At 60.9% G+C, this 22276-nt stretch carries 17 protein-coding genes; 4 read left to right on the top strand and 13 right to left on the bottom strand.

The genetic code is table 11. The annotated features are described in order from the left end of the window. Nucleotides 1-10 precede the first annotated feature (10 nt). Nucleotides 11-3160 (top strand): efflux RND transporter permease subunit, encoded by a 3150-nt coding sequence (locus ACVWYF_RS02845; protein WP_457064404.1) that lies wholly within the window; start codon nucleotides 11-13, stop codon nucleotides 3158-3160. A gap of 79 nt (nucleotides 3161-3239) precedes the next feature. On the opposite strand, the gene ACVWYF_RS02840 is transcribed toward ACVWYF_RS02845, so the two are convergent. The 12 genes from ACVWYF_RS02840 to pseC form a co-directional block, all read right to left on the bottom strand. Further along, nucleotides 3240-4730 (bottom strand): lipopolysaccharide biosynthesis protein, encoded by a 1491-nt coding sequence (locus tag ACVWYF_RS02840; RefSeq protein ID WP_457064402.1) that lies wholly within the window; start codon nucleotides 4728-4730, stop codon nucleotides 3240-3242. A gap of 80 nt (nucleotides 4731-4810) precedes the next feature. Then, nucleotides 4811-6175, bottom strand: a complete 1365-nt coding sequence (locus ACVWYF_RS02835; RefSeq protein WP_457064400.1) for a DUF7033 domain-containing protein — start codon at nucleotides 6173-6175, stop codon at nucleotides 4811-4813. A 30-nt stretch (nucleotides 6176-6205) separates the two neighbouring features. Continuing rightward, entirely contained in the window at nucleotides 6206-7513 is a 1308-nt protein-coding gene (locus ACVWYF_RS02830; RefSeq protein WP_457064398.1) for a hypothetical protein, read from the bottom strand. After that, nucleotides 7513-8556, bottom strand: coding sequence for a pseudaminic acid synthase (gene pseI, locus ACVWYF_RS02825; protein ID WP_457064396.1), 1044 nt, complete (start codon nucleotides 8554-8556; stop codon nucleotides 7513-7515). The genes ACVWYF_RS02830 and pseI overlap by 1 nt, the downstream gene beginning before the upstream one ends. A 122-nt stretch (nucleotides 8557-8678) precedes the next feature. After that, complete coding sequence (locus ACVWYF_RS02820; protein WP_457064394.1) at nucleotides 8679-9326, bottom strand: HAD family hydrolase; 648 nt, start codon at nucleotides 9324-9326, stop codon at nucleotides 8679-8681. Nucleotides 9327-9461: 135 nt separating this feature from the next. Continuing rightward, complete coding sequence (locus ACVWYF_RS02815) at nucleotides 9462-11426, bottom strand: NAD-dependent epimerase/dehydratase family protein (RefSeq protein WP_457064392.1); 1965 nt, start codon at nucleotides 11424-11426, stop codon at nucleotides 9462-9464. Continuing rightward, a complete protein-coding gene (locus ACVWYF_RS02810; protein WP_457064390.1) occupies nucleotides 11398-11988 on the bottom strand; it encodes a GNAT family N-acetyltransferase in 591 nt (196 codons plus the stop codon). Before ACVWYF_RS02810 ends, ACVWYF_RS02815 begins: the two co-directional genes overlap by 29 nt. Nucleotides 11989-12097: 109 nt before the next feature. After that, on the bottom strand, nucleotides 12098-12841 hold the full coding sequence (locus tag ACVWYF_RS02805) for a class I SAM-dependent methyltransferase (protein ID WP_457064388.1): 744 nt from the start codon (nucleotides 12839-12841) through the stop codon (nucleotides 12098-12100). A 96-nt stretch (nucleotides 12842-12937) separates the two neighbouring features. After that, on the bottom strand, nucleotides 12938-13825 hold the full coding sequence (locus ACVWYF_RS02800; protein WP_457064386.1) for a class I SAM-dependent methyltransferase: 888 nt from the start codon (nucleotides 13823-13825) through the stop codon (nucleotides 12938-12940). Continuing rightward, on the bottom strand, nucleotides 13822-14556 hold the full coding sequence (locus ACVWYF_RS02795; RefSeq protein WP_457064384.1) for a cytidylyltransferase domain-containing protein: 735 nt from the start codon (nucleotides 14554-14556) through the stop codon (nucleotides 13822-13824). The genes ACVWYF_RS02800 and ACVWYF_RS02795 overlap by 4 nt, the downstream gene beginning before the upstream one ends. A 107-nt stretch (nucleotides 14557-14663) precedes the next feature. Beyond that, the gene (locus ACVWYF_RS02790) at nucleotides 14664-15314 is read right to left on the bottom strand and encodes a pseudaminic acid biosynthesis-associated methylase (protein WP_457064382.1); all 651 of its coding nucleotides are present in this window, start codon (nucleotides 15312-15314) and stop codon (nucleotides 14664-14666) included. Between the two features lie 132 nt (nucleotides 15315-15446). Continuing rightward, entirely contained in the window at nucleotides 15447-16628 is a 1182-nt protein-coding gene (gene pseC / locus ACVWYF_RS02785) for a UDP-4-amino-4,6-dideoxy-N-acetyl-beta-L-altrosamine transaminase (RefSeq protein ID WP_457064380.1), read from the bottom strand. Nucleotides 16629-16868: 240 nt separating this feature from the next. Between pseC and ACVWYF_RS02780 the strand changes: the two genes are divergently transcribed. After that, nucleotides 16869-18674: a gliding motility-associated C-terminal domain-containing protein gene (locus ACVWYF_RS02780; RefSeq protein WP_457064378.1), complete on the top strand. Its 1806-nt coding sequence runs from the start codon at nucleotides 16869-16871 to the stop codon at nucleotides 18672-18674. Between the two features lie 3 nt (nucleotides 18675-18677). On the opposite strand, the gene pseB is transcribed toward ACVWYF_RS02780, so the two are convergent. After that, nucleotides 18678-19697 carry a UDP-N-acetylglucosamine 4,6-dehydratase (inverting) gene (gene pseB, locus ACVWYF_RS02775; protein ID WP_457064376.1) on the bottom strand — a complete coding sequence of 340 codons (1020 nt, stop codon included), beginning with the start codon at nucleotides 19695-19697 and terminating at the stop codon, nucleotides 18678-18680. 150 nt (nucleotides 19698-19847) lie between these two features. Between pseB and ACVWYF_RS02770 the strand changes: the two genes are divergently transcribed. Together ACVWYF_RS02770 and ACVWYF_RS02765 are read left to right on the top strand one after the other, a co-directional pair. Then, entirely contained in the window at nucleotides 19848-21320 is a 1473-nt protein-coding gene (locus tag ACVWYF_RS02770; protein WP_457064374.1) for an MBOAT family O-acyltransferase, read from the top strand. Nucleotides 21321-21322: 2 nt separating this feature from the next. Continuing rightward, nucleotides 21323-22252 (top strand): hypothetical protein, encoded by a 930-nt coding sequence (locus ACVWYF_RS02765; RefSeq protein WP_457064372.1) that lies wholly within the window; start codon nucleotides 21323-21325, stop codon nucleotides 22250-22252. The last annotated feature ends 24 nt before the right edge of the window (nucleotides 22253-22276 follow it).

Below are 22276 nucleotides of genomic sequence, written 5' to 3'. Positions count from 1 at the left end.
CCGCATTGGCATGAATAAGTTTATTTCCGGCATCGTTGCCTTTTCGTTGAAGAACCGCTTCTTCATCTTTTTCATGACGGCGCTGCTGGTGGCGGGCGGCACTTACAGCTACGTCCACACGCCCATCGAGGCGTTTCCTGACGTTACGAATACCCAGATGATTATCGTGAGCCTCTGGCCCGGCCGCTCGGCCGAGGAGGTAGAGCGGTTCGTAAGTACGCCCATTGAGGTGGCCATGAACTCGGTGCAGATGAAGAGCAACATGCGCAGCATCAGCATGTTTGGTCTGTCGGTGCTCAAGATAAACTTCGAGGACAACGTGGAGGATTTCTTCGCCCGGCAGCAGGTGAACAACCTATTGAGCGGGGTGAACCTGCCCGTCGGTTGCGAATCGCATGTGCAGCCTCCATACGGCCCCACCGGCGAGATTTTCCGCTATACAGTTCAGAGCCGCGCCGGCCGTAGCACTAATGAATTGCTCGCCATTCAGGACTGGACGGTGGAGCGGCAGCTGAAATCGGTGCCCGGCGTGGCTGACATCGCGGCCTTCGGCGGCACGCGTAAGGTTTACGAAATCAGCGTGAACCCTGCCATGCTGGCCAAGTACGACATGACGCCGCTAGAGGTGTTCGAGGCCGTGCAGAAGTCGAACATGAACGTGGGCGGCGATGTGATTGAGAAGAACTCGCAGAGCTACGTGGTGCGCGGCATCGGTCTGCTCACCAAGCCCGAGGACATCGGCAACATCATCGTCAAGGACATCAACAACGTGCCCATTCTGGTACGTAACGTGGCCCAAGTGAACGAGAGCAACGCGCCCCGCGTGGGCCAGGCCGGGCTCGATGACCAGAGCGACGTGGTGGAAGGCATCGTGATTATGCGCAAGGGCGAAAACCCGGCCGAAGTGCTGGGCCGCGTGAAAGCTAAAATCGCGGAGCTCAACGAAAAGGTGCTGCCCAACGACGTGTACCTCAAAACGTTCTACGACCGCGACGTGCTGATGGACCACTGCACCCACACGGTAATCCATAACCTCATCGAAGGCATTATTCTGGTGACGCTCATCGTGCTCATCTTCATGGCCGACTGGCGCACCACGCTCACGGTGGGCGTAGTGGTGCCGCTGGCATTGCTGTTTGCCTTCGTATGCCTGCGCCTAAAGGGCATGAGTGCCAATCTGTTGAGCATGGGTGCGATTGACTTCGGCATTATCATCGACGGGGCCGTGGTGATGGTGGAGGGCATCTTCGTGGTGCTCGACCACAAGGCCCACCAGGTGGGGATGGAGAAGTTTAACAAGCTGGCCAAGCTGGGCATGATTAAGAAAACCGGCGGCGAGCTGGGCAAGGCCGTGTTCTTCGCCAAGCTCATCATTCTGACCTGCCTGATTCCGATTTTCGCCTTCGAAAAAGTGGAAGGCAAGATGTTCAGCCCGCTGGCCTACACGCTGGGCTTCGCGCTGGTTGGAGCCCTGATTCTGACCCTGACGCTGGTGCCGGTGCTGTGCTCGCTGCTGCTTAATAAGAACGTGAAGGAGAAGAACAACCCTGTGGTGAACTTCTTCGACCGCATCGTGACGAGTGCCTTTGGCTTCACGTACCGCAACAAGCTGCTGAGCTTTGGCGTGACGATGGCCGTGGTGGTGGCCGGGCTCTATTCGTTCAACTTTCTGGGTTCGGAGTTTTTGCCGGAGCTGAATGAGGGCGCACTGTGGGTCGAAACCAAGCTGCCGATGTCATCATCTTTGACCGAAACCAACAAGATGGCGGCCAACTACCGCCGCATCCTGCGCTCGTTTCCGGAGGTGACGTCGGTGCTGAGCCAGACCGGCCGCTCCAACGACGGCACCGACCCGTCGGGCATCTACTACGTGCAGGCGCAGGTCAACCTCAAGCCCAAGGAGGAGTGGAAGCGCGACATTACGAAGGAGCAACTGATTGACGAAATGGACAAAAAGCTGAAGGAGTACCCCGGCATCATTTTCAACTATTCGCAGCCGATTATCGACAACGTGGAGGAAGCCGTGGCGGGCATCAACGCCGCGCTGGCAGTTAAGATTTTTGGCAATGACCTCAAGGAGCTTGACGGCAAGGCCAACGAGGTGATGAAGGTGCTCGGCAAAGTGCGCGGCGTGAAGGACCTGGGCATTCTACGCAACCTGGGCCAGCCCGAAATGAGCGTGCGCCTCGACCAGACCCGCATGGCGGCTTACGGCGTGCAAACGGCTGATGCCCAGACCGTGGTGGAAATGGCCGTGGGCGGCAAGGCCGCCACCCAGATTTACGAGGGTGAGCGCAAGTTCGACGTGACCGTGCGCTATCCCAAGCAGGACCGCGACACGGAAGCTAAAATCGGCGAGTTGCGCGTGCCCACCATTCGCGGCGGCAAAGTGGCGCTCAAGGAAATTGCCACCATCAAAACCGAGAATGGTCCGGCCTTCGTGTACCACGATAACGGCCAGCGCTTTATCGCGGTAAAATTCTCCATCCGCGACCGCGACATGGGCTCGACCATTGCCGAGGCGCAGAAGAAGATGGACCAGACCATCAAGCTCGGCAAGGGCTACCGCATCGAGTGGGCCGGCGAGTTTGAGAACCAGGTGCGGGCCACCAAGCGCCTCACGCAGGTGGTACCGGTATCGCTGGTCATCATTTTTATCCTGTTGTTCATCACCTTCGGCAATGGCAAGGACGCCGCGCTGGTACTGGCCAACGTGCCGTTTGCCCTCATCGGCGGTATCGCGGCGCTGCACATCACGGGGGTCAACTTCTCGATTTCGGCGGGTATCGGCTTCATTGCGCTGCTGGGAATATGTATTCAGAACGGCATCGTGCTCATCACCGTGTTCAAGGAAAACCTGCGCAAGAAGATGAGCTTGGCCGACAGCCTGCGTCTGGGCGTGGCCTCGCGCGTGCGCCCCGTTGTGATGACGGCCCTCATGGCCATGATTGGCCTGTTCCCGGCCGCCCTGAGCACCGGCATCGGCTCCGAAACCCAGAAGCCGCTGGCCATCGTGGTTATCGGTGGGCTGGTGACGGCCACGGTGCTCACACTGCTGATTTTCCCACTCATCTTCGCCTTCTTCTACCGCGAGATGCACCAAGACGGCCCCGCGCCCAAGCGGGTGGAGGAGGAGCGGCCAGTATTGGTGGGAGCATAAGCGGAATTTCAACCGCGCCACAATGGCCGCCATTCCGAAATCGGGATGGTGGCCTTTTTTTGGTAAGCCGGAGGTGATGCTACCGCCGTCTCAGCCGCTGGCGGATGGTCGGCCAGGCAGCCGTGAGCTCGGGAGCAGTGCCAGTAGCCAGCACCCCAGCGCCATAAAGCAGCGTGAGCACGCCACCGCGCAGCAACAGCGTGAGCCAAGCATTGCCGGTGTCGGGCAGCACCCACGCTGCAAAACCAGCTACGGCCGCCACCGCCAGAATCCGAACCGTGCTGCCATCAAACGGCTGCATCCCGTAGTTGCGCCACACAAACCACGTCCGCACAGTGTTGATGCTGACCAGGGCAATGCAGTAGGCAAGGGCCGCGCCAGCCAGTTCCAAGCGCGGAATTAGCAGCCAGTTGAGTGCCACCACGGCGGCGGCAAGGGAGATATTGAACACCAAATCGAAGCGGTAGCGCGGCGACGTGGCCACGATGATGCCGTTGACACCCGTGATGCCGTCGAACAGCCGGCCAGCCAGCAGCAGGAGCACGGCGGTGGTGCCCACCGCGTACTCGGGCCGATGGATGAGGCCGTAAATGAAGTTCAGGTTCAGCCCAATACCCAAAGCTAAGTAGCAGCCCAATAGCGTGTTGATGCGGGTGCTGCGGCGGTAGAAGTCGGCCATCTTGGCCATGTTGCCTTCCTTCCAATACTCAGCAATCAGGGAATATGCCGTTTTGTAGAGTGCCCGGAAGGGCAGGACCAGGGCCGTGCTCACGTTGGTGGCAATGAGGTAGATGCCGGCCGCCGCCAGGCTGACCTTGGTACCCACCATCAGGCTGTCGATGTTGAGCAATACCGTGCCCGAAATGTTGCTCAGCAGCACAAACGCGCCAAAGCCCAGCATCTCGCGCAGCGGCTTGATGCGCAGTGCTTCCCGCGTGGGCCGCAGGTGCAGCTCGCCAATGGCGGCCAGGTAAATGGTCAGCAGCACGGCCACCACCGCATACGCTCCCACGTAAGCCAGTATGAATCCGTGGAAGCTGATAACGTTCTGGCTATAAGCTATGGCCGCGCCCACCAGCATCAGCCGGAGCAGGATTTCCTGGCAGAACGAGGAAAAGGAAGTATGATAGAGCGAGCGCAGGTAAGCATCCTGCAACGAGCCCAGCATGATGCAGCCTGCCAGCGCAATGGCCGCCACATAGTGTGGGGAGAGCAGGGCCGCATCACCCTTTGCGTACCAGTGCAGCAGTAGCGGCTTGCCCACCAGCATGGCCAGCGCCACCACCACAAACCCCAGCAGCGGCGGCCCCAGCAGCAGCGGAAAGAAGCCCGCGTGGTTGCGCCCCTGGTTCCGAAAAAACGGAAAATACCGGATGCCCATATTGGCAAAGCCGAAGGAAGCCACCTGAGCTCCAATAGTAGCCAGTGGCAGCAACACGCTGGCTGTGAGGCCAATCTGCGCCGGCGAGAACAGGCGCGGCAGCACCAGAATGGTATTGGCAAAGCCAATGGCGAGGCCGACGTAGGAAATCAGGGTGTTGCGGATGCCCTGTCGCTGAACGATGCCCAAACTGTAAATGAGTAAATGAGTAATTGATTACCAGCGGTTTATACTGGGAACAACCTAAGCAGAATCCGGTGCTACGTACTTCAAAGTTCGGCTACAATCTGGCTTCCGGTGAGAAAAGCAGCCCCGCGCTGCTGTAAATAGTCCATAATTTCGGCAAACTGCTGCGGACCCGTCACGAGGTTCGCTGGGTCGAAATGGTCGTTGTGCCAAAGCACGGTGGCTACCCCGCCAAACCGTTCAATTTCCATGAACATGGGCCGCAACGCTGGCATAACTTCCTCGGGTTGCAGTTGCAAGTAGTTGGGATGGTGCAGGGTGGCATCCATTACATTGAGCGGGATTTCCAGGAAATCACATGCAGTACCCGTTGAGAAATTGAAGGGGAAAAATGGTAGACAATAGGAATTGCGAAAGCCAAAATGCTCGGCAAAGCCCAGGGTCGAATCGTAGGCGCAGCTACCACTGGCCTCGACCAATGCGGGTGTCGTGCGGGGATCCCAGCACAGGTAGTGGAAGCGCAGGCCTTCACTGCCCGGTTGTAGCGCTGCCATTTCCTTATTTAATCGGGAAGCCTCCGTCGAAGTACCAATGCTGCCATGCAGGCCAATTTCGCAGCCCTGTTGCTGGAGTTGATGCAGACGCTGGCGCAGGGCTGTGTCGAGGGCATAGTCGGCATTTGGCGTGCCATTAGTGCCCTTCCGAAGCTCTGGCAATATGAAAAAGGTAGAGGCCGCGCCATGTTCCGCCACGGTGTCGGCCACGGCTTCCAAGTTGTCCCAGGCATCGGGCTGCGTCAGATGCTGCCACACCTGCTGGCCGAAACGCAAAAGCTGGCCTTGCTTCAGCGCGGCTTTGGCGGGCGCTTTCCAGGCACTGCGCAGGTTGTCGATATCATGCGTGATGAAGGCCGCGAAAGGCGACGTGCAGTTCCAGCGCCGGGGTTGCAACGGCTGACTCGTGACATGCTCCACCGCCGTTTTCAGTACGTCGAAGTAATAGTTTACCACCGGTAGGGCCACAAAATCAAACTGCTTCTGCACGCTGGCCGCGTAGGGAAACCGCCCGTGCCGGTCGCGTTCATCAGTGAAATATTCCTGCCAGCCGCTGAGCAGGTAGAAGGCCGCCGAGATAAGGTCCGCATTGATGACGACGCGGTCTGCACGTCGTTCCAGCAGCGGCGCTGCGGGCTGGCTGTCGAAGAAAAACGGCACCAACTGCCCCGCCCAGTCACGCCGGTTCGGGGCGGTCGGGTAGGGGTTTTGGGCCTGGAAAAATCTGCCCGCCAAGTCGGTCACTTCGATGGGCCGTCGGCTTCCGGCGTAGCCAATCAAATCTGCTGGCACGTCCACATACGCCAACTGAAAATGCCGCAACACATAGACCAGTCGCATTTCGGCCGAAACCGGAACGGCATTTATCGCAGGCAAAGAAGTGGCAGGCTGCATTACTGATAATCTTCTAAAAATACCCGAATATCAGATGGTTACATCAGATTGATTCAGCCAGTCATTTAATATTGTCGCGGTGCGAACCTGACTGCGGCCTTCATCGGGAGTGCCCAGCGTTGCGTTGTAGTAAGTAGCCCGCAGGTAGAGGTCGGCGGGCTTGTGTGAGGCATAGCGGCGCAGGGCTGCCGTCAGTTCGGCGGGCGTGTCGGCCCGCGCCACGAGGCCCTGGGTAGCGTAGCCGTAGTAATCGTTGGTGAGGGCAAAAGTGCCGAAACGGAAATAGATGCTGGCTACGTTCAGCAGCGTGGCTTCGAGGTGAGTGGAGGTGTCGGCGGCCACCAGCGCATCCTGGCGCAACAGAAAATCGAACACGTTTTCCTGGCGGGCGCTCGACCATTGCAGGGCGGGCAGCCGCTGCCGTAGCGGCTCGAAATCGCGGCCGTCGCTGGGGTGCGGGCGCAGCGTGAACGTGAGGTCCGGCAACTCGCGCAGCAGGTACACCAGTGTGTCGACCAGGGCCGGCATGGGGTCGTGAACATTGCAGGCGATGCCTACCCGTTTCACCTGTGCATTGGTGTTTTTCTGGTTGAGGTAGGCGTCGGCTTTTGGCATTCCCACTAGCTCTACGCGGCCTTGCACGGGGCCGCAAAGGCGGTATTTATCCAGCGCGTCCTGGCCTTCCAGCAGGCTTAGGTCGAAGCCCAGGGGCGGGAAGTTGGCACTCACGCTGGCGTGCTGCACGTAGGCCGTGGGCACGCCCTCGGCGCGGCAGGCCAGCAGCAGGGAGCGGGTGTCGTCGTTGTGGTCGTTGGAGAACACCACGGCGCGGGGCCGGTAGTGGCGCAGCGCCCGCCGGTACACTTCATAATAGCCGATGGCGTAAAAAATGAAGTCGAAAAACCGCCACGCCCGGCCGCCATCGGTTTTCAGCAGGCCAAAGAAAGCCAGCGGAAACTGCCAGTAATACAGCAGCTTGTGACGCAACGACAACCGGTTCACGGCCGCGTTGTAGCGCCCGATGTTCTTGGCCTGGCCGGCCACCAGCACGGCATCCGGCCGGGCTTTTTGGATGAATTCCAGCGCGTCGTAGTTGTTGGCGCTCACCACGTAAAGCCACACTTTGCCGTGCAGGTCGTCGTGGTTTTTTATCGGCTGGAAGATGTTGCCCACCAGTCGCAGGCCCGCGTAGCCCAGTACCCGCGCCAGCCGCTTCACGGGGTTGGCCGGCGAAATATCGGCCAGCGCCGCCGGGGGCAGCGCAGCGAATATGGCCGTGAAGCGCAGCTGCAAAATGTCGCGCAGGCGCGGGATGAGCGGCAAGGTTTGGGTTGGCATTACAGCGCTTCCCAGGTCAGCGGGGTGCCGGGTTTTAGGGCCTTGGTGGCCTTGCGGCCCAGTACCACTTCCCAATGGCGAGGCCACAGGCCATCGCCGGGGCGAATGATTTTCAGGTTATCCGTGGTAAATTCCTCGCCCGCCGCAATGGGCTTTGCCACATAAATACTGCGCTTATAGAGCCGGCTTTTTTCCTCACCGGTCTGGATGCAGAGCTGCACCGTGCCCAGTGCCTGATGCGCGCGCTCGGTTTCTTCCACCAGCATCTTCAACTCGTGCGGCTCCAATGAAAATGCTGAATCCACGCCGCCTTCGGCGCGGCTCAGGGTGAAGTGCTTTTCGATAACGCAGGCGCCCAGCGCCACGGCGGCCACGCTCGCGCCCACGCCCATGGTGTGGTCGCTCAGGCCGATGGGGCAGCCAAAGGTTTCGGCCAGCACCGGGATGGTGCGCAGGTTGGTATTGGCCGGTGAGGCGGGGTAGGTGCTGGTGCATTTCAGCAGCACCAGCTCGCGGCAGCCGGCTTCACGCAGCACCCGCACGGCATCGTCAATCTCGGCCAGGGTGGCGGCACCCGTGCTCACAATCACGGGCTTGCCGGTGGCGGCTACCTTGCGCAGCAGCGGCCAGTGAGCGTTTTCGAAAGAGGCAATTTTGTAAGCCGGCACGTCCAGCATCTCCAGGAAATCAACCGCCGTCTCATCAAACGGCGAGCTGAAGGCCAGCATCCCGTGCTGCCGGGCGCGGGCAAACAACTCGGCGTGCCACTCCCACGGCGTGTGCGCTTCCTGGTACAGCTTGTACAGGTTCTTGCCCTCCCACAGCGACTGGCCTTCCTCGTCGATAGCAAAGCCGGTGTCCATCGTAATGGTGTCGGCGGTATAGGTCTGAAGCTTAAGGGCATCGACGCCGGCGGCGGCGGCGGCATCTACCAGGGCCAGGGCACGGTCGAGGCTCTGGTTGTGGTTGCCGGACATTTCGGCGATGATAAACGGCTTGTGCGCGGGGCCAACCGGACGGCCGCCGATGGTAATTTCGGTCATGATTTGATGGATGCGAAACGGAAGCGCAAAGGTACACGGGCCGTAGCGCGATGTAGCGCGAACTTTTAGTTCGCGTCCCCGAACGGTTTTAACGGCGCGGCGACGCGAACTAAAAGTTCGCGCTACACCAACTCATCCAGCGTATGAATGCTCCGGTCGGCCTCGTGCGCCGCATCGGCTTCCAACTGTGCGTAATTCCCGCGCAGAATACGTACAGTATTAAACCCCAGTGGCTTAATGCCCACAAAGTCTTTCTTCACATTGTCGCCCACGTAGGTCACTTCTTCCGGCATCACGCCTTCGCGCCGGCAAATCAACTGGAATACGTGCGGGTCGGGCTTGGCGCGGTGGCGGCCGTAGCGGTTGGTGAGATAGGCGTGGCGCACCCGGCCGGCCAGGTGCAGCGCCGCCACTTTGCGGGCCTGCACCTCCTTGTGGCCATCCGTCACGATGTAGAGCGGCCAGGCGGCGAAGCGGGTAAGGCAGCGCTCGGCATCGGGAAATAAGCTCAGCGTGGGCTTGTGCTGCCGGTAGGTGCGCAGGCAGGCCGCCACCAGCGCCTTGCTCCACCGGCCGTGCCGCCGCAGCACGTTATCAAAGACTTGCCCCCGGCCCTGCACGGCTTCCTCGGCAATCATGCCGGCTGCCAGGGTTGCGGCGGCGACGCTAAGTAGCGGGCTCAAAAACTCCGCTACCGCCCGAAAACCACTGTGTACGTAGCTCAGTTCGGGGTACAGCGTATCGTCAAGGTCGAAAACGAGAACGGGCATAAGTGAGAACGAAGCAGAGACGCAACATTTTGCGTCTCGTCGTTGCTGAGGTTGTTTAATTTGCACCGCAATGCGCGGTTCCGGTTGTTCAACGACGAAACGCACAACAGTGCGTCTCTACTTCGTTCAGGTGCGCTACACTGCCACAACCACATCGGTTGCCATGCGCACCTGACGCAACAGTTCTGCCGCCGGCCGGAAGGGAAACTGCTGCAAATCAGCCCCTGCTGCTTCCTGCAAAAACCAGAAAAACGAATCGACCCCTGCCGCGACGCCCAGCGTGGAGGCTCCGCCAAACCGACTATTGCACTCAATGATGTGCAGGCCGCCATCCGGTGTGAGCAGCGCTTGCAGCACAAACGGACCATAAAGGCCCAGTTGCTCAACAGTGGGCATGAGGCGGGCCAGCAGTTCCGGGTCGTGAAAGGTGGTGGTCACCTGCGACTCGCCGCGCACCACCACGTCGCGGGTACGGGCCACCATTCCATGCACGCGGCCGGTGCGGCTCACGTAGCCATCCACGCTGATTTCGCGGCCCTGGATGAAGGGCTGGAAGATGGGCTCCATTAGGCTTTGAGCGTGCGCCACGGCGGCGGCGTAGGGCAGGTTGAGGCCCAGACTGAGCGAGCCGGCCCCGTGCCGCTCCTTCACCACGAAGGCGGCACCGGGGGCGGACTGGTCGCCCGCCAGCGTGTCGATGCTGAGGCTGGTGGGGATGATGGGCAGGCCGGCTTGCTGACCGAAGGTGCTGAATTCGAGCTTGTCGAGGCAGCGCTGCACGGCTTCGGGCGGGCTTACCAGCACGGCAATACCGGCAACGGCCAGGGCTGCGCAGTGCCGGCTCCAGAAGGCCAGCTCCCCGTCGCGGGTAGGAATAACGCGGGTGATACCCAGGGCCTGACACTGGCTGATGATGGCGGGCAGGTGCTCGTCCATGGTCATGGGCATCACCCAGCTTTCATCGGTGAAGTGAAAGCCGAGGGCCTGCGGATTAAGGTCGCCGCCCACTATTTTGATGCCAGGGTCCAGGCGCTTGGCGGCATTTTTTACCGCGTGGGCCAGCGGCACCTTGGCCGAAATACTGCTGATGAGCACATGCCCTGGTCCCTTGGCCGCCGCCTTTTCAGCAGCGGCCAAGGTGGGTTGACGGCTGCGCTCGAAGGCGATGATTTCAGGAATGGCTACTTCAAGCGTAGTTGGGGGCAGCCAGTCTATCTGGCTCGACCACAAAGCCATATCTGCCTGCGAGGCTTCAAAGGGAATGTCAGAAGCCACGTAGTTGGCCCGCATCCCGGGAAAGTTCTGCTTCAGCACGTCCACCACTTCTGAAACGCGGCGGGCCCGGCCGGTGCCCAGGTTCACGAGGCCGGTAACGGTTTCGGCGGCGGCCAGGCGGAGCAGGCCTTCGGCCGTATCGGCGGCGTAGAGGTAGTCGAAAAACGACTCCGCGCCATACACCGTGATTTCTTGGCCGGCCAGCAGCATCCGCACCCAGCGCGAGGTGATGTCGCGCCCGTTGCGCCCGTAGCCCCGGTAGATGCGCGGGGCCACCGTGCTGAACTGCCGCGCCCGAAACGTATCGAGAAAGCGCAGCTCGATTTCGTGGGCCAGCTTGGCCATGCCCGTCAGGTTGCGGGGTAGGATGGGGTCGGTTTCGCGCAGGCTGCGGGGGGCGGCCGGGACCTCGGCGAAGTTGTAAAGGGCCGGGTCGTAGATGAGGTAGCTGGAGGCGAACACCACGCGGCGCAGCGAGGGCAGGTCCTTTTGCACCGTCATCAGGTGGTGGCTGAGCTGCACATTGTGCCGGAAATTCTCTTCCCAGAAGCCGTAGGTTTCGGTGGAGCGCTCGAAAGTAGCGGCGAGATGGACGAACAGGTCGGGCGCAAAATCCGCGATTTCCGCTTCGGTGAGAAAGTTCAAATCGCCCTGCCGATACTGGAACCGGGCTGGAAAGCCGGCCGGACGCGGCTTCAAATCACCCGCCAGTACCTGAATGTCTGCGTCGAGCGAGGCCAGACGGCGCACCATTTCCTGGCCGATGACGCCGGCCGCGCCGCTGATGAAAATTCGCTTAAAGGGCAGTTCCAAAGGCTGTGGCATAGTCGGCGGCCAGCTGGCCGTGCATCAGTGAGTCGGTAAAAGTACCGGGCGCGAGCTGGATGTGCTGCCGCAAACGGCCTTCCAGCTGAAATCCGGCTTCTTCCAGAATGGCAATATGGGCGGGCCGGATGTCGTAGGTTTCGGTGAAAAGGCGGTTAAACTTCAGGTTATCAAACGCGACCTGGCCCAGCAGGCGCAGGTGCGCCCGGAAATCGGCGCGGTACGTAGTCGCATCGGCCGCACGGGCGGGTTCTGCCAGGAAAGAGACTTCGGCGCGCTTATCGGGCCAGGAAAGGTGGACGAGGCCGCCGTAGGCCACCAGCTCATCATTACACAGAAGCGAAAAAAGCAGCTGCCCCGGCTTTTCCTGCTCGAATAACGGCAATACAACGCGCTGAAAATAAGTATCTTGCTGCTCAGCGCTCAGCGGCGCAGCCTGGCGCAATACCTCCAGCTGCGCGTTGCGCCAGGCCCGGATGGTCTCCCGGTCCTCGTAGCGAATGGGGACGAGGCAGTAAGCCTTGTGGCGGTATTCCGCTTGCGGAAGAGGGCGGTAGGTCAATTTAGTGGTTAATGATTAGCGGTTAATAGTTAACGTGCAGGAGTAAGCATCTGACGGCATGTGCGCAGGGCAGGAATTAAACGTTAACTACTGACCATTAACCACTATTCTACACCACCAGATACGAAATTAGCGGGTTGAGCGGGCTGCGGCGCAGGGCGTAGTTGGCCACACCAAATACCTCGTCAAACGCCAGGGTTTCGCCGGGAAACTCGGGGCAGTTCAGCTCATCGAAGGCCACGATGGCTCCCTTGGTTAGGCGCGGCCGGATGGCTTCGAGGCAGGCCTTGGTGGGGGCGTAGATATCAAAATCGAAATAGGCGAAGGCGATGACGGTTTCGGGGTGGTCGCGCAGGTAGCGGGGCACGGTTTCGGAGGCATCGCCGGCCACCAGCTCGAACTTGCGCTTGTGCGGGATGGGGCTGTCGGCCTCGTGCAGGGCCAGGATTTGGGTGAGGTAGGCCTGGTACTCGGGCGTCACGCCGTAGTCGCCTTCTTTCACCAGGTTGCCGTCCTTGGCATCTACCGACGGGAAGCCGCCGAAGGTATCAAACCCGATGATTTTGCGGTTGTAGTTGAACGGCTCGTAGATGCCGCGCAACGCGTGCATCAGCGCCAGGTTCTGGCCCCAGCGCACCCCGAATTCCATGGCCACGCCATGCACCGGAATGATTTGCTGGTAGAGCTCGGTGAAGAACAGCAGGCGCGAAAACGTCTGCCGGTTCAGGTACAGGCCTAGGTTGTTGAGCAGTTCGGTGTTCGGAATCGGCGACTCGCGCAGGGTTTGGGCGAAGCCTTCGCGGCGCGACTGCTCGGGCGCGGAGGCCCCGCTGAGCACGGAAATAGAGGACATATTTAGTGGTTAATGATTAGTGGTTAGCGGTTGGTGATGTTCGTCAGGCAGTAGTTGAACGGCATTAACCACCAACCACTGACCACTAACCACTGGCTAATCTGGCTGCAAAAATGCAACAATACTGCGGCCCAGCCCAACGCCGGCCAGGGCTTCATAATAGGCCGCCACGGCCGGCAGCGGGGCCATGCGCAGTAGGAAGTTGTCCTGCGCCAGGCGGGCGCGGTGTGCTCCTTTGCCGGCAGCGCGGTTCATTACGTAGTTGGTGCTGGGGTTTAATAGGTTGAGGTCAATGGGTTGGTCGCCAATTGTTTTTGCAACGTACCAGTTGGTAGCTTCAGCTAAGTTGCGCAGGCCAGGCTGGGTGAAATAGGAGAGATGGTCGGGCAGCACTACCCAGAAAGGCCGGTCAATTTGGCCGGTGTCGAGCAGGTGCTGTTGCAGGGCCGAGAAATCGTTGGGCACGTCCACCACCAGCACGCCGTCGAGCTTGATTAGCTGCCGGCACTGGCGCAGCAAGTCGGCTGGTTCGAGCACATGTTCCAACACGTTGTCGAGCCAGAGCACGTCGAACTGCTGGCCGGTTGCTACCAGCTTTTGCACCTCCTCATACAGGTCGCCGGTGCGCAGTTTTTCCCGCAACCGGGGATGAAACTTCTCCACGCTGAAGCTGCTGAAATCCAGCCCCAGCACCTCCCAGTGCTGCCGCTGGAAGTAGTCCAGCGCCCAGCCCTCGCCGCAGCCGATGTCGAGGAAGGAGCCGGGGCCTTTAGCGTCTCGTAGCTGCTCCAGCACCCAGTGGCGCAGGCGCAGCTTGCCTTCGATGTGCTCCAACTCCTCGGCCGGGTACTCGGGCTGGTAGGTCGTCAGGTTTTCCTGGTAGTAGCGTTTGGCGTAGTAGTCGCGCAGCTCGGCCGGGGTTGGCTTGTCCTTGATTTCGTAGAAGCCGAACTCGTTCTGGCGCAGGGTATCGGGCAGGGTCATGTGGTTTTTTGCTCGATGTGCGCGTTCAGGGCCATTATTTCGGGGTGGGCTGCAAGCAGGGCTAGGAGGTCGGTTACATTCAAATCCTGGGCGTGGCGCTGTTCAATCAGCGCTTTCAGTACCGCGTAGTCTTCGGCCGTATCCAGCGTGATGCGGAAGCGGCTGAAGTCGCCGCCGGGCCACACTTCGTCGCGGTAGATGACGCGGCCCGCCGTGGCCGGGTTGGCCTTGAGGTAGGGCGTGACGTGCTCCCGCTCATAAGGCAGCGTGGCGTTGGCGTAGGCTTCGGCCAGCATTTCCATCGAAAAAATCTCGAAATCCAGCCCGCGCGGGAAGGTCCGGACGATGGAATTGGAGCGGTATACCAGCGGGTTGCCCTCTTCCAAGTAGCGGCCGACTGCCGCGCCAATCAGTGGGCCGTCCACCAGCGGGCAGTCGGAGGTGACGCGCACGATGACATCGAGGCCAAATTTCTGCGCCGTTTCGTAGTAGCGGGCCAGCACATCGGCCTCGCTGCCCCGGTGGCAGGGGATGCCGTTGGTTTCGGCGTAGGCGGCCAGCACGTCATCGGCCGGCTCGGTGGTGGTAGCCAAGTAGATGGGCAGGCCGCTTTGCCGGGCGCGGGCTACGTGGTAGTCCAGCAGCGGCCGGCCGGCGGCGGGCAGCAGCACCTTGCTCGGCAGCCGGGTGCTGCCCATCCGCACCTGCGAAATGATGCCGGCATTTGTCATGTGATTAGAGCCAAGACACTAGAATCAAGAACCAAGATGATAGAGTCAAGAACTAAGATATTGGCAGCCAAATCCTGGCTCTTAGTTCTAACGTCCTGGCTCTACTATTAAGAAACTTTTTCGAGCAGGTACACCACGTCTTGGTTGCCGCGCTCGGCGTCGTTGACGTAGGGGTAAAGCTGTTGTTTGACCAAGCGCAGGTTGGGAAAGTTGTTCAGAAACACCTGGGCGAAATCGGTTTTCCAAAGGAAGCCGTCGTTGCCGCGGTACTTAATGGACGTGGTTTCGGGGGCATAATACTCGTAGCCCATGATGTAGCGGCGCGAGGTCCGCACCATTTCGCCCATGATGCGCGGCAGGTCCTCGGGCGCGATGTGGATAAGCACGCCGTTGGTGCAGGTCACGTCGAAGTAGTTGTCCTTGAAAGGCAAATCGAAGCCGCTGCCTTGCAGGATGTTCACGCCGCGCACGAAATCGCGGGCTTTTTCCACGGCGTATTGTTGCAGCTCCACGCCGTACAGGTTGGTGAAGCCGGCGGCTTGCAGGCCCACCAGCTGCATGCCGGTGTTGCAGCCCACTTCCAGAATCCGGGCCTCGCGGGGCAGCTTGCCGAGAAATTCGGCATTCATTTCCAGCTTGGTATGGCCGTAGAGGTCGCGGTAAAAGGCGTTCCACTCATCGAGCGGGCGGGAGTTGCGGTCGGTGTATTCGCGGCCAAAATCGCCGGACCAGAAATCTTCTTGTTGGGTGTGCTGCAAGGGGGAGGGAACTGTTAGAAGAGAAGCAAATGGAACGTCATGCTGAGCTTGCCGAAGCATCTTTACCTCGATACTAATTAGTTACTCGCGCGGTAGAGATGCTTCGGCAAGCTGAGCATGACGTTCTTTTATTTATTGCTGCCTGCTGGTTAAAAATTCATTGATGCACGCCACCACGTAGCTCTGTTCCTCGTTGGTCAGCGTCGGGAACATGGGGATGCTCAGGCAGTGGGCGTAGTATTCTTCGGCCAGCGGAAAATCGCCTGCGCGCCAGCCCAGGCCTTCGTAATAAGGCATGCGATGCACCGGGATATAATGTACCTGCGCAAATATCTGTCTGGTTTTCAGAAAATCGTACAGGCCCTTGCGGTCGGCAACTTCGATGACGTAGAGGTGGTAGGCGTGGCCGGGGCGGCCGGGGGCCAGCACCGTGAGGCCGGGCACCTGGGCGAAGGCGGCATCGTACTGCGCGGCCAGCTGGCGGCGGCGGGCCATGCCCTCATCGGCGCGGGCGAGCTGGCTGAGACCGAGGGCGCAGTTGAAATCGGGCAGGCGGTAGTTGTAGCCGAGCTCCTGCATTTCCATGTACCAGCCGCCATCGGGCTCGCGGATGAGGTCGGCCGGGTCGCGGGTGATGCCGTGGGTGCGCAGGCGCAGCAGGTGATGAAACAGCGCCTCAGAATTGGTGGTAATCATGCCGCCCTCGCCGGTGGCAATGTGCTTCACGGGGTGGAAGCTGAAGATGGCGAGGTCGGCAAACCGGCCGTTGCCGCAGCGCTGTTCCCGGCCTTGAGAGTCGATGAAAAAGCCGCCGGGCGCGTGGCAGGAATCTTCAATTATCCAGAGACCAAACTCGTCGGCCAATTGCCGGGCCTGTTCCAAATCCACGGCCAGCCCGGCGAAATCCACCGGAATCAGGCCGGTGAAATGACCATGTGGGTGGGCTGCCAGCAGCTGGCGCACCTTCCCCAAATCAATCAGGCCCGTGGCCGGGTCGATATCGGCAAAGTGGACCTCGCCGCCGCAATAGCGCACACAGTTGGCCGAGGCCGAAAAGGTAAGCGGCGTGGTGATGACGCGCTGGCCGGGCTGCACGTTCAGGGCCAGCGCACAGAGGTGCAATGCCGCTGTGCCGTTGCTCACGGCCACGGCGTAGCGGGCTCCCACGTAAGCGGCAAACTGCTTTTCAAACTCGGCCACGGTGGGGCCTTGCGTGAGGTAGTCGGCGTGCAGGGCGGCGGTGACGGCCGCGATGTCGGCGTCAGTGATGTTTTGGCGGCCGTAGGGGAGCGGCCGGGTGGGTTCAAAGCTCATGCAACCCAAAGATAGGCGGCCGGCTCATAGCGGTAGCAAAGCCGAGCCATGACTATGTTCGCACCTCCATTGCAGCTACCCGCTATGAAACACGGTTTAGGGTTGATTGTCGGCCTGTTAATTTGGCTTTTGCCGATAGGAGCCCAGGCGCAGGGCGAATATTCCAATTGGTTTTTTGGCCAGCAGGCTGCGTTGCATTTCGCGTCAGGCGTGGCTCCGCAGCCGCTAACTACAAGCGCCATGACTGCTCCCAGCGGCTGCGCCACCCTGAGCGATGCGGCGGGGAGCCTGCTGCTCTATACCAACGGCGACCAGGTTTGGAACCGGCAGCACCAGCTCATGGCCGGTGCTCCGGCATTGGGCGGCGACCCGCAAAACCCGGAGGGCTGCGCGGTGGTACGGGTGCAAGGAGCCCCCACGGCCTACATCCTCACGCAGCGCGTGGCCTTCGCGGCGGCTCCCACGGTGCGGGGCGTACCCGTTGCGGCAGAGGTGTCATTGTCCGGAGCCGGTGGCCTGGGACAGGTAACGCAAGTGAATTTGCCCGTGGTGGCCGATACCATTCTCACTCGCCTGGGGAGCAGCGATTTTGCCTTTTACAAAACACTGGTGCGCCATGCCAACGGCCGCGACTGCTGGCTGGTGACCCGGCTGAGCCAGCAGGGCGTGTTTCTGGCCTCTTTGCTTGATGGTTCCGGCCGCTGGCCCTGCGCCCGCACGGTGGTGAGCCGGGTTTTCTCCTTTGGCGGCAGCGGCGTCTATGCCGAAAGCGGCACCATCGTGGCGTCGCCGGATGGCCGCTCACTGCTCTATAATGATATAACAACCAGTTATTTGCTGCAATTTGACCCAGCCACGGGCCAGGTAAGCAGTCCGTTGGTGCTCAATTCCCCGGCCCCTACTATTACGCCCGATTTTACCCCGTATGTATTGGGCGCATGCTTTTCTGCCGATGGCTCCCGTGTTTATGTAAGCCGGCATTACCCGCCCCCTAGTGGTTTGGGCATGGCCATCCAAGTGGTGCAATTTGATATGGCGGCGGGCACCCCGGGCGCAATTGCTGCCTCGGGGATGCAGGTGTATAATGTGCTCTCGGCGGACGGTTCCGGCATTGTGCCGTGGTATATGCAGCGTGGCCCCGATGGCATTATTTATTTTGCCATGCGAAATTCCCCGACGTTGGATGCAATTCTCTTGCCCAATGCCCGTGGGCTGGCCTGCCGGTATTCTGCGGGCTACCAGACGCTGGCCGGGCGAAAATCGACCAACGCCTTACCCATGCAGCCCAATGATGTGAACCTGGGGGCGCTGCTGCAAACGGAGGCCGTTTTTGGCTGCGCCGGGCAGCCCGTTACTTTGCTGGCGAACACCGGGGGCAGCAGTACCACCACCGATTCGTTGCGCTGGGACCTCGGCGACGGCCGCTTCGCAATCAGAACGGGGCTGGCCTCCAGCAGCCTCAGCGTGACTTACCCGACGGCCGGCACCTATTCATTGCGCATCGAGCGTCGCCGGCAGGGCGCGGTGGTTGCCACGGCATTGGCCACGGTACGCATCGTGCCCGCGCCCCGCGTGCGGTTGGCGTCGGGGCCGGATACCACCGGCTGCGCCCCGTTGAATTTGCGCCTGTCGGTGGGCAATCAGCCGGCAGGCAGCCTCTTTAGCTGGAAGGGTGGTAGCTCGGCGGCTACCCTTCTGGCCACCACGCCCGGCGAATACTGGGTTGATGTTCAGAACCCGGCCGGCTGCACAGTGCGCGCCACCGTGCAGGTACGGGAAAAACCCTGTGCCGCCCCTACGGTCACCATCCCCAACATCATCACCCCCAACGGCGACGACCAAAACCAAGCTTTCGCCCTCCAGGGTCTCAATGCGGCGGATTGGACCCTGCACCTCTACAATCGTTGGGGGCGCGAAATCTACCAGCAGGAAAAATACGACAACGCCTGGGCCGCCACCGGCCAGCCCGATGGCCTGTATTATTACCTGCTTACCAGCGCCAAAACCAGCCAGCAGTACAAAGGCTGGCTGGAAGTGCGGCGCTAGCTGCTATACCGCAAACTCGGGGTCGACATGCAGGCGGATTTCGTCCCGAATCTGCTCCGCGCTCAGCCATTCCTCGTTGTTGAACGAGTCGTACTGGAAGCCCAGCGGCACGCGCTTGCCGTCGAATTCTGCAATGAACTTATCCACGTCCCAAGTGGGCATCGAGGGCAGGATGACGTAGTAGCGGTCCAGCTCGACAGTGCTTAGGGCGTCGGTTTCGGTAATCATGGCCTCGTGTAGCTTCTCGCCGGGGCGGATGCCCACGATTTTCTGCTCGCACTCCGGGCCGATGGCGCGGGCCACTTCCGTGATTTTGTAGGAAGGAATTTTTGGCACGAAAATCTCGCCGCCCCAGGCGTGTTCCAGCGCATACAGTACCAAATCCACGCCTTCTTCGAGCGAGATGTTGAAGCGCGTCATGTCGGGGTGGGTGATGGGCAGCACGCCGGTGTGGCGCTGCTGCAAAAAGAACGGCACCACCGAGCCGCGCGAGCCGATTACGTTGCCGTAGCGCACCACCGAAAAGCGCAGGTCGCGCTTGCCCTTCATGTTGTTGGCCGCCACAAAGAGCTTATCCGAGCACAGCTTGGTCGCGCCGTAGAGGTTGATGGGGGCGGCGGCCTTGTCGGTGCTCAGGGCCACCACGTCCTTCACGCCGCAGTCGAGGGCGGCGTTAATCACGTTTTCAGCCCCGAAAATATTGGTCTTGATGCACTCCATCGGGTTATACTCGGCGGCGGGCACCTGCTTGAGGGCGGCGGCGTGAATCACGATGTCGATGCCTTCGCAGGCGCGGTGCAGGCGCTCGCCATCGCGCACATCGCCAATGAAATAGCGAATGGCCGGGTATTTGGCCGGGCTGAATTCCTGGCTCATCTCATACTGCTTCAGCTCATCGCGCGAGAACACCACGAGGCGCTTCACCAGCGGAAATTGTTCGAAAACGGTGCGGACGAATTGTTTGCCGAAGGAGCCGGTGCCACCCGTAACGAGGATGGATTTGTGGTTGAGGTCGAGAGCCATGAAAATTGTTAAGCCGAAATCAGGACTGCAAAAGTAGGTAAAATGTAGCCTGGACTCTGCGAGTCCGGGTCAGGGCGGGGCGGGCGATACCAGGCCCGGACTCGCAGAGTCCAGGCTACATTTCCCTTCGGCGCTACTTTCGCGTTGCGAATGCTATTTAATTCCCTTCATTTCCTCGTCTTTTTCCCGGTAGTCGTCGGGCTGTACTATGGCTTGCCGCCGCGCTGGCGCAATACCCTGCTGCTGCTGGCCAGCTACTACTTCTACATGAGCTGGCGGGCCGTGTATGCGCTGCTGCTACTGGCCACCACGCTGCTCGACTACTACAGCGGCTACCGCATGAGCCAGCTGCCCACCAAGGCGCAACGGCGACCGTGGCTCTACCTCAGCCTGGCCAGCAACCTTGGTACGCTGTTCATATTCAAGTACTTCAACTTTTTTCGGGATGGCATCAGCGAGGTGGCCAGCGCATTGCACCTGCCCTTCGGCACGGGGCCGGCGCTGGGGCTGCTGCTGCCGGTAGGGGTGTCGTTCTACACGTTTCAGTCGGTGGGTTACATCATTGATGTGTACCAGGGCCGGCTGGCGGCAGAGCGGAATTTCGGGCGGTTTGCGCTGTTCGTGGCGTTTTTTCCGCAGCTGGTCGCCGGGCCAATCGAGCGCGGCGGGCACATGCTGCCGCAGTTCCGGCGCACGCATGCGTTCGATTACGCCCGCATCGTGAGCGGGCTGCGCCTCATGGCCTGGGGCTTATTTAAAAAAGTAGTGGTGGCCGACCGGCTGGCCCTGCTCGTCAACCCCGTGTTCAACAGCCCGCGCCAGCACCCCGAAGGGCCGCTGCTGGTGCTGGCCACGCTGGCCTTCACCTTCCAGATTTACGGCGACTTTTCGGGCTATACTGATATGGCGCGCGGTGCCGCCCGGGTGCTGGGCTTCGATTTCAACCTCAATTTCCGGCAGCCCTACCAGTCGGCCTCGGTGCCGGAGTTCTGGCGGCGGTGGCACATGTCGTTGTCGAGCTGGTTCCGGGATTACCTGTATATCCCGCTGGGTGGCAGCCGGGTAGGGCAGTTTCGGGCGTATGGGAATTTGCTGGCGGTGTTCTTCATCAGCGGCCTCTGGCACGGGGCCAACTGGACATTTCTGGTTTGGGGTGGCTTGCACGGCGTGTACCTGGTACTCAGTACCTGGGCGCGGCCCTGGCGCGAGCGGCTGGCGCAACTCACGGGGCTGGCGCAACACCCGTCCCTTCGACGGACCTTGGGCGTACTCATCACGTTCGGGCTGGTGGCCTACGCCTGGATATTCTTCCGGGCCAATACGCTAAGTGATGCCCTATTCATCAGCCGGCATCTGTTCAGTGGCTGGCAGAACCTGCACGGCCGGCAGCTAGCCACGCTGCTGCTCGATTTTTCCCAGCACTACCGCCCCGAACTGGCCGTGGCCGCCCTCGGCGTGGGCCTAATGCTATTGGTAGAATACTTCTCCAGCCAGCGCAGTCCGCAGGCGTGGCTGGTCGCGCAGCCCTTCGCTACGCGCTGGGTGGGCTACGTGGGTCTGGCCCTGCTCATTCTCTACCTGGGTATTTTCAACAGCACTTCGTTCATCTACTTTCAGTTTTGAAAATGCCTGTCCGAACTGCCGTTGCAAAGTTGCTGCTGCGCCTGGGGCTGCTGGCCGGGGCGGGCCTGTTGGGCGCTACGCTGCTGGCCCCGGTGGTACTGCGGGGCGGGGTCGATGCGTTCTATGGCCGCTTCACGAGCCCGCTGGCCGGCTCGCTCATTCTGGGCACGTCGCGGGCGGCGCAGGGCATCCGGCCGGCGGTGTTGGCGGCGCGGCTGGGCGGGCAGTTTGAGGGGCCGCTGCTGAACTATGCGTTCACGCTCACGCACTCGCCTTACGGCCCGGCCTACCTGGCCAGCATCCGGCGCAAGCTGCGGCCCGAGGTGCGCCACGGTCTGTTCATCATTGCCGTGGACCCGTGGTCGCTGTCGCTCACCGGGCCAGAAGGTGTGTTTCCGGAAGACCAGTCCTTCATCGGCCAGCTGCACCAGGTCAGCCAGAACCCCAACCTGCCCTACCTCACCCGCTACCAGACCAAGCCGCTCTACCGCCTGCCCCTCGACTACGCCACCACCACCGAGCGCCTGCACCCCGACGGCTGGCTCGAAGTCAACATCGGCACCGACAGCGCCCAGGTGCGCGCCCGCACCGCCCGTAAGTTGCAGGACTATCGCCGGCTGGCCGCCAGTCAGCACCTGTCCGAAGGCCGCCTGCTGGCGCTACGTCAAACCATCGAATTCCTCAAACCGCACGGCCGCGTGGTGCTGGTTCGCCTGCCCGTGGGGCCGGCATTGCTGCAACTGGAGCAGGTTTATCAGCCCGACTTCGACCAGCAAATGCGCCGGTTGGCCACCGACTTCGTATTGCCTTACTTCGATTATAGCGCCCAGCCCTACGCCACCACTGATGGCAACCACCTGCAACGGGCAGCCAGCGCAGTGTTTAGCCAGCAGCTGGCCGATGATTTGACCGACAGGCTTCGGAAGAAATGATTTAAGTAATCACGCAAAAGTAAA

The organism is Hymenobacter sp. UYAg731 (genome assembly GCF_054061335.1).
The sequence above is the reverse complement of the archived record's forward strand: the minus strand, read 5'-3'. Positions and strand labels throughout refer to the sequence as shown.